We start from the raw sequence: 11327 nt of genomic DNA, 5'->3' as shown, positions 1-11327 counted from the left end.
ACCGACAGCCGTTCCAGCCGCAGACGCCTACGATATGACCGGACCCGCGATGGGCTGATCACCACGATGGCTTTTGATCGTCAAGGCGCCCCAGCGTAGCGGAGCACCGCTCGGCTCCCCGTCAGCGTCTCCGGGAGCATGTATCGTGCGGGGCGCGGGCCGGTGGTCCGCGTCGGTGTGCCCGGTCGGGCAGGGCGTGAGGCCAGCTCGGGGAGGCAGGCCGCACTCCGGGGCGAACCGCGCCAGGATGTTGATCACCTCCATGTCCGTCAGGCGTTGGTCGGGCGTTCGCTGGAGCGGCGCGGTGGCCAGGAGCGGGCCGAGCAACTGCTCAAGGGGCAGCCGCTGGCGGGCCGCGCGACGCGTGAGGTAGCGCACCAGCAGGCGGGCCGGCTGACCGGCCAGCGGCACCCGGTCACGTTCGTGATCGCCATGCCAGGCCGCGCCTCGCTCTGGTGCGTGTGTGGTTCCCGGCTTCCATTGCAGTTCAGCCAGGTCCAGGTCCAGCAGCGCCGGTGGTGCGATGGCGGTGTGGAACCAGATGGCTATCAGCGCTGCGTCACGCCAGTTCGTCTCGTTCCATTCCGTTTCATCGCCGCACGCCACGGCGTGGCCCTCGGCATAGTCGACCAGGGTTGCGCTGGCGGAGACGCCGTGGGTGCCTGACGGCTCGTGGGCGGCTACGGTGGGAGCGCGGCACAGGTCAGCGGCGGGATGGCTAGCGCAGATGCCGCGGTGGTGCAGTTGGGAGTACCACGAGCGTAGCGAGGCCAGAGCGCTGGGCACGGCTGTGGGCGTCCGGCCGGGCGCCAGCGAGTCCAGCCATCGGATCACGTCCCACACCTGGGCGCGCAGTGGATGCACGTGTTCACGTTCACAGTGGCGCAGCCAGGAGCGTAGCTGTCCCAACTGGTCCGCGCGGATGTCGGGGTCCTTGTTCGCCAGCCATGCTGCGGTGGCGACCAAGGTCTCATCCAGAGCTGGGCCGCTGTGCGGGTCGCGTTGCAGCAGACGGGCGCGGAGTCGGCCGGCCGGCGCGATCGTGCTCAGACTCGTGCTGAGCTCTTCTACCTCGTCCAAGGCGGCGGCGTCGGATTGGTTCGATCGCTTGGGGGGTTGCGGTGTCATGACCGCTCCCCTGAGGGCTGACCGGGTGCTGCGCTGGGCCGAAGGTCGGGCATCGGCCTCTCGTCCAGGTCGAAGGCGAAGACGACATCGGGGTGCAGGGTGAGCCTGACGCGTTGCTCCTCATCCTGGTGCGGGTTGGTGTCGCCCGCGTCGGCATCGGCGGTGGCGATGCCGCGCTGCGCGAGCAGTGCGTGGCAGGCAGGAGAGAGAGTCACTGGGCGCCGGGAGGACGGACGCTGGCGCCGCCGCACGGCGGCGATGAGTATCCCTGCCTCGCGCGTCGACACGTCGCCGCGAAGGTCCACTTGCCGGGCGGCCAGGCGACGCGCCACCTGCCCGGGCAGCACGTGCTGCTCCGGTTGCAGCATCACCAGGTCTCCGGCGCGCACCAGGTGGTGGCCGCTGCCGATCAAGAGGCGGTGCAGCGTCTGCTCGGCGGCGTGATATTGGTGGGCGTCCCAGCCGAAGGCGTCCCTGATGTCCCCGTCGGTCAGCGGGCCGAACGCGGTCAGAGCCACGTGCAGCGCTCGCGCGTCGGCGTAGGGCTGTTGCAGCGCGGCGGGAATGAAGTGGCCGTTGTTGTAATTGGCTACGCATGTCCACGCTGGTAGATCCAGCATGATCTGCAAGGAGATCATCTGTGCGGCGGTCAGCGTGTCAGCATCGATGGGAGCGGCGGCCTCGGATTCCGGAGGCGGGCCGATGATGGCCGCCACCGCCGCAGCGAAATCACCGTCGCCGAGTTCGTGGGCGCGTTGCCAGAGTCGGCTGGCGTCGATGTTCATGACTGCTTCCGGGGACGGGCGCGGCGCGGGCGTTTGCCGGGCCGGCGTGGGTGAGCCGCTTCAGCGGCCCAGAAGCAGCGGGCTTGCAGAGGCCAGCCCATGCCGGGCTCGACCGGTAGGGGCCGGTTCAGATGGAGGTCGCACCGGTGTGCGTTGAATTCCAGAAGCTGTGCGCGTGGGCCGATGCCTGCGGCGAGGAAACGTGTATCCGAGCCGCCACCTTGCACCGTCGCGAGCGCACGGGCGGCGACGAGCAGATCTCTGGCGTACACCGGGATGGGATAGTGCACCGTGATCTCCCCTTGCTGACGCAGGGTTGATCCGTCCGGGGACAGGTCACCTGTTTGGGCCACGCTCAATTCCCACGCGGTCAGGCCGGTGGCCAGGTACGCCGCCAGGGCTCCGGCATGGGCGGGGTTGTTGAGGTGGGTGCGGATCTGCGCCGCTGCTGCGGGTGTCAACGGTGGTTGCCGCGTCCCCGGCCCGCCGGTCCTGTCTACGTCGGGAGGCAGACGCAGGTGCAGGCCATGCAGCAGCAGGCCAGCTTGGGCGCCGCGCAGCAGCGTGATGGTGTGCTCATCGGAGCCGGCCTCGGCGATGAGGTCGAGGATGAAGCTGACGATCGCGCCCTGATCCTGCCATGGGCGCGGCAGGTCGGGAGCCGTCGCGGGAAGCACGCCGATGGCCGCTTCCTCATCGTCACCTTCGAGGGGTTCTGCAGAACCGACGGGACGGGCGGGAGAGCCTGAAACGGTGTGGCCGCCACGCTCACCGATCTCGGCGTTGGTGGTGCCGGATTGCTCATCTTGATCAGGTGCCTCAAAGGGCTGCCTGGCCGTGACTTTCGCCTGCGTGCCGGAAGGCGGGCCAAGGGTCGAGCCAGCGATGCTGAAGGCGGGGTGAGCGGACAAGAACGCGCAGGCGGAGTCCATGGCCGAGGCATACAGCAGATCGACGCGGGCGAAGGCTTCACGACTGAGCTCCCGCCGGGCATCGGCGCGAAAGCGGAGCAGGCCGCTTCGGGGTACCCGCGGCAACGGCTGGTCCATGAGGCGATGCATGTCGCGACGCTGCCAGTCGGGCACGATCGCACTGCACTGCATCGCCGGGGTGGCCTCGGGCGCGCCGGGCACAGGGCCGGGTGCGAGGGCCTCCTCCAGCGATGGACTCTGCTCCAGTACCCGCAGCGTGGCCTGCGGGATCAGCCGGTCCCAGCTCTCAGGTGGGCTGTGGTGCCAGACCAGCGTCAACGCCGCTCCCGACTCGGTGGCCAGGTGTGTCAGCCGCGCCACCACAGCTCTGGGCAAGAGGTGAGTCCGCAGCACCACGAGCCGGCGAATCCGTGCCGCGATCACCCAGGCAGTGGCGGTGTGCCAGGCCGCGGCTGCCGCAGACCGCCCTTCGGACACCACCGTGGTGCTCTTGCCCAACGCGACCAGGATGTCCTGTGCGAGCCCGACAAAGCGGTTGTCGCCCACCGTCGGATGGACGATCAGCACGCCGTGTGCCGGGTCGTGAGCGGCGAGGACTGCGTGCGTGAGATGGTAGTCATCGTGCGGATCCAGCAGGATCGTCACCGACGCGGTGTGGGCGAGCGGCTCCTGAACACAAGCGGTCGCGGAGCTCATGCGGCGTCCTGGCCGCCGAGCTTGTCCAACACCCAGGCCAGCACCTCTTCATCGACCGTGGTGCGCTGGAGGTGTTTCAGCGCCCGCACCGCCAAGACGGTGACGCGTGCCCAGGCGCGGAAGTTGCCGTGCCCAGCGTGCCTGTTGGCCTGCAAGAGGATCTCCAGGTCCGCCTCGGCCCAAATCGGGTGGTAGACCGGCATCACCGTCATCACCTCGGCGGGCGTCAGCCGTTCGAACTTCTGCCACAGCAGCACGCGTGAGGCCAGCATGGGCTCGCGCTGCAGCACCTTGTAGCAGTTGGCGCCCCCGACGAAGATGATGGCGATGTCGGTGTCGGGGTCGTCCCACAGGTGCCGCCACAGTTCGAAGCACTCGGTGGACAGCCACTGTGCTTCGTCGCAGACCAGCACACGAAAGCGTTCCGACAGCGTCTTTTTGAGCAGGGTGTCGAATTCTAGGGGGTGGCTGGGTTTGAGACCCGGCAGCTCGAGCGCGTCGAACAGGACACCGCGGATGTCGCGAGGGTAGGGGTGGGAGCGGAACTGCACGCGGATGGTGTCGGCCGGCGCCAGTTCGCGCAGCGAGGCGTTCACCGACAGCGTCTTGCCCAGACCGGCACCGCCGTGCATGCAGGCCATGGCGCGCTCTTCGATGGCGATGGCCAGGTTGTCCTGGGTCCGTTGGAGCGCGTCGGTGACCACGACGCTGGCGCCCTTCAGCCGCAGGAAGTGATCACGGCTCTCGCCCAAGGGATCCACAAAACCCGCGCTCACGAGGCATCGCCCTGCTCGGCACTGGCGCTCCGCTCGATGCTGTGGCCTGGGGCGGCTGCTGGAGCAGCCTCCCATGCAGCACGCGAGGCGGTGATCGACAGCGTCTTGCCGATTCCGGCCTCTCCGTGCATCCACGCGCTGCCGTTACCGTCGCCTGGGAAGAACCCCGAAACTGCGCTCATGACTGATCGTCCTGTTCTGGTGCGGGAGTCTGCTGTGGTGGTCTGGGAAGGACCCAGCCCGCGGCGGGCGGCCTCAGCGGGATGAGATCGGGGTTGACGGGCAGGGGCCGCTCGCCCTGCTCGGCCTGCTGCAACTCGGCGCTGGCCTCCTCGGAGGTCAGCGCGCCCAGAACGCGTGGCGGCTCGGCCTGGGTGACGGCCGCATAACGCACCCGGCGCTTTTTCGCGGCGGCTTTGAGGATCTGTTTGACGCGCTTGCTCGCGGTGCGGCGCGACGCCAGTACCGCGGCGACCTGCTGCTTGGAGGCCTGATCAGACAGATCGGCGGGGCCGAGATGGCGGCCGGTGACCGCGTCGAACACCTCGATTTCGTGGTCATGGTGCGGCATGTACCGCAGGCGTACCTTCCTCCCGGCGTTGCCCTTGCCGGTCATCCAGGGGCCCACGTACATGCGGCTCCGCCATGAGATCCCGTCGCCGGTGATCGTGCGTACGCGGCCGTCGTCCTCCAGCATGAACAGGCGCAGGTCCTTGGCCGGGATGTCGTCGACGGGCCAGGCGTCGTCTTGCCAGGCCTGCAACGGGGTGCGGCCCGCCAGGGCGGGTTTGGGCAGGTCGACATTCCATTCCCGCACCCAGTCCAGCAACAGCTCGACGAAGTCCTCGAACAGCAGCGCGGGTGCATCGGGATCGATGGGCGCCCCGTTGAGCTCGGTGGCCTGGCCGGTGTAGTGCGGCAGCGACTTGCAGTGCATCGTCTGTACCGCGCCGTTCAGCGCCTCCACCCGGCCTTTTAGATGGGGGTGGTAGCCGGGTAGCTCGCCCACGAGCACGGCGAAGCGGCCCAGAGCCGCTCCCACCGTGGTGCTCAGGAAGTCCCGGCCTCGATCGATCCGCACGGCCGCCGGCACGCCCCCGAACGGCCCGTACCGGTCATCACGCATGATCGAAGCACGCAGGGCGGCCAAGACGCTGGCCCGGTTGGGGTAGGTGGGAGTGATGGCCAGCCCGCAGACGGCATCGGTGGCGCAGTCGATGAACCAGGTCACCCATGGCTTGCGCAGGTGGCCATCGACGTCCACCTTTACCGGCATCTCGACATGATCGCCTTCCCAGATCGCGTTACGATGATGGCCCTCACCGTCCGTCGGCCGCCGCAGGTGGACATCGAAACGGCGGCGTGCCCGCTCGCCCTTGCGGATGCCGGCCTTTTCCCCAGGGGTCAGCGCGCGATTGACCGCCCGGTACAGGGTGCGTCGGCTGGGCGCTGCAGACCCGCCCGCACGTTCTTGCGCGACCAACTCGCGGTGCAGGCGGGCGCAGTTTCCGCCCAGCAGCGCCAGGTGCGCCAGCAGGTCGTCGGTCAAGGTGAACGCCTTGCGCGGCTGGCGCTCGGAGTGCCCGTCGGCCCGAGCTCGCGCGAGCCAGCGCCACACGGTCCGCTCTGAGGCGGCCAGGCACGAGGCCACCAGCCGCACATGCCCGGTCGTCAGTTCGCCGCGCGCATCCAGGCTGATCAACCGGCGGGTTGCCGGCCCGCGCAGCTCATGTAGTGATGGAGGTTTCGGATCTACTGCCGACTGGCGATCCGGCGGGTCGTCGAAAGTGCCGAACCCTGAGTCAGGTTCGAAAGGGAGACATCGGTGTGGCCTCCGATCCGGCGGACTGCGCTACTGAGCGTTGGGCAGCCCGTCTGAGCGTCCATAGCCGTCCGGGGCGCCCGGCACTACAGTGGCTCGGAAGGGCCGCGACCTCCTGCTGACAATGTGATCTACGTCACTATGTAGCCGCATCGTAGCCCCAGAAAATACCTGGTGCTATGGAGTAACCAAGATGGGGCCCCAAGAATCCTCCACGGACTTCCCCGACCCGATCCCCGCCTCACAACCCCTGCACCTGCCGGCTGCGGCTTCAGCGGCCTTCGAGTTGCTCACCAGGCGCTGGGTTCCTCAGCTTCTGTATCTGCTGTGTCAGCGCCAAGCCCGCTTCGGCGAACTCGCCCAGGCCGTACCTGACATGTCCCGCCGCGTCTTGATGGAACGTCTGCGGCAGTTGGACGAGGAGGGGCTGGTCCATCGTCTGGTCGAACCAGGCCCACCCACACGCATCATCTATCAGGTCACCGACCTGGGTCGCGGGCTGTGCGCGACGCTCCAGCAGGTCAGCGCCTGGGGAGAGCGCTACCTCGACGTCAGCTCATCCAGGTGAGGTCAGCATGTTCCCAGGTTGCGCGCCTGATCGACTCTCCCGACCCCTCCCCTGGCTGCGCACACGGTCCCGGCTTGGCGCAACGAGCCAGACGCGCTCGCTCGCGGTCAGGGCTCGGTGCGCAACGGCCTGACGAAGGGCCTGGAAGAGGGTCGTGCCCGGTGTTGCCCCTGCAGCCGTCCCCGACGAAGTCTTGGGCATGACGGGGAACCTAGCGGTGAGGGGCGCCGACCTCCAGCTGCGGCCGGTCATCCCTCAACCGGCCCGAGACCCTAAGCGGCCCCCGAAGTCCACGACTGCACTTCCGCTGTCGTGAAGAGCGCGAGTTTCGATCTGCTTGTGCAGTTGGTGGTGCTCATGACGGCCCCGGCTTGGGTGTGAGGTGATCCCGGAGCGTCCTGATCAGCTTTCGTCGATGACCTTGGCGAGCGTGGGTGCCAGGAGCAGGCCGTTGGCCATCGGGATGAGCAGGCCGTCGCGATGAAGGATGTCGAAGGCTTGGCGGATGTCGTCGGTCTGGGCGAAGGTGAGGATGATCTGTGTGTCATCGGTGAAGTCGAAGTTGCCGGCCATGACGTGGGGGAAGGCTACGGCAGCGAGGTCCATGACCGCCTGGTCAGCGGGGATCTCGTCACCGTAGCGGTCCAGGATGCGCTCATATTCGTCGATCATCAGCGGGTCGGGCTCGCTGTCCCCCTCGGCCAGCCAGGGGTGAGCGCTGAGCTGCTCTGGGCTCCAGGTCAGGCTGGTGGCCGGGTGGAGACCGCTTCGCAGATCCCACTGGAACCGGCAGGCGTCAAGCAGTGTGTCCAGGGTGGGAACTTCGTCCGCGGGCAGCGGGTCGAGCCGGAACCGCGTATAGAGGTGGCTGGCGGTGGGCCAGCGACGTACGTGCGGCGGCGCGGGCGGCACCCGCTGCAGGAGGAGGCCGGGGGCGTCGAGGAACCCATCGGCCATGGGGGTGATCCAGCCGCCGCGGTGCAGGATACCGAGGGCTTCGCGCAGGCCAGAAGTCTGAGCGAGAGCTGTGACGTGCTCAGATCGGGCTTCGATGCCACAGTCGTTCCAGGTCGTGACGCCGAGGAATGAGCGGGCGCTGAAGTCCAGCAGCGCGAGATCGGCGGGGATCTTTTCGCCATAGCGGGCCAGGATCTCATCGCGGGCCTGATCAGCCTCGTCATCGCAGAGCTCGTCGATCCACTCCAGAGCGAGGAACTCCTCGGGAGTCCACCACTGGCCGTTGACGCAGACGTGGTCTTCGCCGCTGATCCTGTGCCGGAGCGCCAGCTGCTCCAGTGTTCGTGGCGTTTCGAGCGGAACCAGCCGGCTCACCGGGCGTTGCCAGCCGAGATCCGCCAAAGTGGGCCCGGGCGACGACAGCGGCGGAAAATGGCCCTTCAGTCCGTTCCGTGATTCCTCCGCGTTCGTCTGGCGGCCGGCGAGCCGTTGCCTGCGACGTGCCGCCTTCTTCGCGCGACGCTGCTGCGGGTTGGGCTTTCCCATGGGTGCTCTCTCCTCTCGCGGATGACCACCGAAATCCTAGGGACGGCATCCACACCGACAGCGGGTGCCGCGCCGTGCGATGCTCGGCGCTCTGCTCCCACCTGCTGATCGGCGGGCGCGACAGCGTCCGGTACGGCACCGGCAGACCGGCGCGGTGGACGGGCTGGTACATCACTTCGACATTGGCGGCGATGAAAGGTTCGCGCAAGGGGCCGTCGTTAGCCTCTGCCGGGTACGCGTCGCGCGTTCCTGGAGACGATGGTGACACGATTCAGCTTGGTCGACGCCACCGTGATGATCACGTCTGTGGCACACCTGTGCGCTGTTGCGATGGTGGCCTACCGCCTGCGTGAGGGGCGGGTACCTGGCGCGGTGGGGCGTGCCGCCGGGCCGGCCTTCTGCTATGCGCCGACGACCGTGGCCGGTCTGGCTCTCGGGATCAATCCGTGGGACACGTTGCTGGTCGCCGCTCTGGGGTGGCTGGCTTGCGCGGGGGTGGCCACGCGGGCAAGCGGGATGCGCCCGGCTGGAGCGACCGCCCTGACAACGCTGGTGATCGCATCCGCCGCGGGCGCTGTGTCGGCCGCAACCCATTTGGCCGGGTTCGCCATCGGTCCTGTCACGGTGACGCTCATGACGCTGGTATGGGTTGTCGCCGTGGTCCGGATGCCCACGAACCTCATGCAAACGTACGAGAGCTGGGAGACGGCGCCGCGCTGGAGGTGGCGGCGAGCCGCCTCACCGATGACCCGCTGGACACCCCAGCAGGCGGAGCACCGTTCGTCACCATCATGGTGCCGGCGTACGCGGAGCCGCCCGCGCTGGTGATCGGCACGCTGAATGCGCTGGCCCGCCTCGACTACCCGGTTTTCGAGGTGCTAGTGATCAACAACATCACCACGGACGAGACGGTGTGGCGGCCGGTGGAAGAGCACTGCCGCAGGCTTGGGTCGCGGTTCCGTTTCTTGCACGTCGAGGGGATCACCGGCGCGAAGGCCGGCGCCCTCAACTGGGCCCGTCCTCAGGTGCACCCCGACACCGAGCTTGTCGCACTGCTCGATGCGGACTACCAGGTGGATCCCAAATGGCTGGCGCACACAGTCGGCCACTTCGATGATCCGCGACTCGGTTTCGTCCAGTGCCCGCACGGATATCGGAACTTCGACGACTCGCTCTACGGCCGAATGGCCAACGCTGCGTACGCGCTGCCGCATGAGACTGACACGGTCGCCCGAGACGAGCACACCGTGGGCAACGCCCTGGGCACCATGACGGTCATCCGCCTCGCCGCTCTGGACGCGGCCGGCGGCTGGGCCGAGTGGTGCTTGACCGAGGATTCCGAGTTCTCCGTGCGGTTGCACGCCGCCGGGTACAGCTCCGTTTTCCTGCGTCGGCGGTACGGCTGGGGCGTCATCCCCGATACCTTCACGGCGCTGAAGAAACAGCGCTTCCGCTGGACGTACGGACCGGGGCAGGAGGTAAAGGCCCACTGGCGGCGCTACCTGCCGGGTCCATGGCGGATCCCGTCGGCGCTCACCCTGGAGCAGCGGATCCGGCACTGCCACTACGGTCTGGTCATCCTGCTCAACAGTCTGGAAACTCTGCTCCTGCCGGTCTCCGGAGCGTTGCTGCTGTCGATTCTCGCCCAGCGTGAGCAGTTGATGGTGGATGCACGGTTGTCGCTCGCGGTAGCCGCTCTCGTCGTGGCTCGCTGGATCATGCGGTGGTCGCTGTACCGATGGGTTGTCGGCGCTTCGATCGCCGAGACCCTCGGGGGCAGTATCGTTCTGCTCGCGCTGCGTCCGACCGTCTCCAAGGCAGCGTTGCGCGTCCTGCTCGGCGGATCGGCCCGCTGGGAGCGCACGAACAAGTTCCGGCCCCCGTTACGCCGGGGTCGAGTGCTGCGCAGCACCTGGGTGGAAACGACCTGTGCGGTGGCCTGCCTGGCCGCTGCGACGGCCGCTTTTTTCGCTGTGCGGGACGTCGTCGCGGCAGCCTTGCTGGCGCTCGGGTTCACTTGGCAGGCGGTGGTACACGCCAGCGGGTTCGCCGTCGCCATGGCGTTCGAGCACGCACTCCGCTCGCGCAGTCTCCGAGCGCGAACTACACTCAACGCAGCAGAACCGCTAGGTCCCAGACACGAATGACGTCGTCCTCACCCCCGCTGAGGACGACGTGGCGGCCGCGGAGAGTGGTGGTTTCCACGGCCTTTACGCTGCCTCGATGGCCGACCAATGGCGCACCGACTCCTGTGCCATCGGCCAAGTCCCAGATTCGCAGGGTCTCATCGCGACCTCCGGTCACCGCGAGGGGCCGATCACCCACCACGGCAGTGTCCAGGGCCAAAATGTGGCCCTCATGCCTGGTCAACGGACTGCGGATCGGCTCATCACTGTCATCCCCGAACAGCTCCCACACGTACACCGCACCTGCGTCAGTGCCCGTGACTATGATTGGGCGGTCATCGATCCGGGAAACAGCGACGGCACTGGCGCCCAGTCCACCAGCGCCGTCAAGCGACGTCAACTGCTCGCCGCCCGCCAGATCCCACACGCCGGCATTGACAGACACAATCAGCGAGCGACCGTCTATCCGGGCGGCGGCAAGCCCACCGCCCACGTCAGGTAGCACCACCGGAGCCGCATCGGCGGGCAATCCCAACACCTCGATATCGACGTCAGTTTCGATCGCGAACCGTGGTGGGTTCTCGCCCTTCACCGTGGCTATGGAGTAAACGTACGGCTCAACATACGTCGTCGCGCGGAGCAACTCGCCACTGTCCAAGTCCCAGATGGCCGCCGGCTGTTCATAGCCACCGGCAGCCAGCACGAGCCGCCCATCGAAGACGGCCACAGCGACTGAGTGGATTTCGTTCCCGGCATCCGGGTACGCGGCGGCGGCCGGATCCTCGGCGAAGGCGCACGTCAACGACGGTTTGCTCCACACATCCCGCAGCGGATCCCAGGTCCACACGGTCCCTGCCCAGTCGGCGCAGACCACCTGCGGTGCATCACCCACTTCCACCACCGCAAGGTCTTCGATCCGATGTGAGGAAGGTATTTCACTGCTCAGAAGCAGCGGTGCATCAGACATGGGACAGAAGCTATCCGACACGGC

10 protein-coding genes are annotated in these 11327 nt (G+C 67.7%); 2 read left to right on the top strand and 8 right to left on the bottom strand.

Annotated elements, in window-relative coordinates; all coding sequences use genetic code 11:
* Positions 1-27: 27 nt before the first annotated feature.
* From KME78_RS52980 to KME78_RS52955, 6 genes are all read right to left on the bottom strand, one after another.
* Complete coding sequence (locus KME78_RS52980; protein WP_219537647.1) at positions 28-1128, bottom strand: site-specific integrase; 1101 nt, start codon at positions 1126-1128, stop codon at positions 28-30.
* On the bottom strand, positions 1125-1913 hold the full coding sequence (locus KME78_RS52975; protein ID WP_219537646.1) for a hypothetical protein: 789 nt from the start codon (positions 1911-1913) through the stop codon (positions 1125-1127). The genes KME78_RS52980 and KME78_RS52975 overlap by 4 nt, the downstream gene beginning before the upstream one ends.
* The gene (locus tag KME78_RS52970) at positions 1910-3541 is read right to left on the bottom strand and encodes a hypothetical protein (protein ID WP_219537645.1); all 1632 of its coding nucleotides are present in this window, start codon (positions 3539-3541) and stop codon (positions 1910-1912) included. The genes KME78_RS52975 and KME78_RS52970 overlap by 4 nt, the downstream gene beginning before the upstream one ends.
* Positions 3538-4245 carry an AAA family ATPase gene (locus KME78_RS52965; protein WP_219537644.1) on the bottom strand — a complete coding sequence of 236 codons (708 nt, stop codon included), beginning with the start codon at positions 4243-4245 and terminating at the stop codon, positions 3538-3540. The genes KME78_RS52970 and KME78_RS52965 overlap by 4 nt, the downstream gene beginning before the upstream one ends.
* Before the next feature lie 68 nt (positions 4246-4313).
* On the bottom strand, positions 4314-4499 hold the full coding sequence (locus KME78_RS52960; RefSeq protein ID WP_219537643.1) for a hypothetical protein: 186 nt from the start codon (positions 4497-4499) through the stop codon (positions 4314-4316).
* Positions 4496-6043, bottom strand: coding sequence for a TnsB C-terminal domain-containing protein (locus KME78_RS52955; RefSeq protein ID WP_372455121.1), 1548 nt, complete (start codon positions 6041-6043; stop codon positions 4496-4498). Before KME78_RS52955 ends, KME78_RS52960 begins: the two co-directional genes overlap by 4 nt.
* A 289-nt stretch (positions 6044-6332) precedes the next feature.
* On the opposite strand from KME78_RS52955, the gene KME78_RS52950 reads away from it, so the two are divergent.
* A complete protein-coding gene (locus KME78_RS52950; RefSeq protein ID WP_219537641.1) occupies positions 6333-6707 on the top strand; it encodes a winged helix-turn-helix transcriptional regulator in 375 nt (124 codons plus the stop codon).
* 402 nt (positions 6708-7109) lie between these two features.
* On the opposite strand, the gene KME78_RS52945 is transcribed toward KME78_RS52950, so the two are convergent.
* Positions 7110-8210, bottom strand: coding sequence for a hypothetical protein (locus KME78_RS52945; protein WP_219537640.1), 1101 nt, complete (start codon positions 8208-8210; stop codon positions 7110-7112).
* Positions 8211-8932: 722 nt separating this feature from the next.
* Here KME78_RS52945 and KME78_RS52940 point away from each other — a divergent pair.
* Complete coding sequence (locus KME78_RS52940; RefSeq protein WP_219537639.1) at positions 8933-10357, top strand: glycosyltransferase; 1425 nt, start codon at positions 8933-8935, stop codon at positions 10355-10357.
* Here KME78_RS52940 and KME78_RS52935 read toward each other — a convergent pair.
* Positions 10320-11303 carry a WD40 repeat domain-containing protein gene (locus KME78_RS52935; protein ID WP_219537638.1) on the bottom strand — a complete coding sequence of 328 codons (984 nt, stop codon included), beginning with the start codon at positions 11301-11303 and terminating at the stop codon, positions 10320-10322. The two genes, KME78_RS52940 and KME78_RS52935, sit on opposite strands and share 38 nt — an antisense overlap.
* Positions 11304-11327 lie beyond the last annotated feature (24 nt).

The organism is Nonomuraea guangzhouensis (assembly GCF_019396345.1).
Classification (GTDB): domain Bacteria; phylum Actinomycetota; class Actinomycetes; order Streptosporangiales; family Streptosporangiaceae; genus Nonomuraea; species Nonomuraea guangzhouensis.
This window is presented reverse-complemented; position numbering and strand designations above follow the sequence as displayed.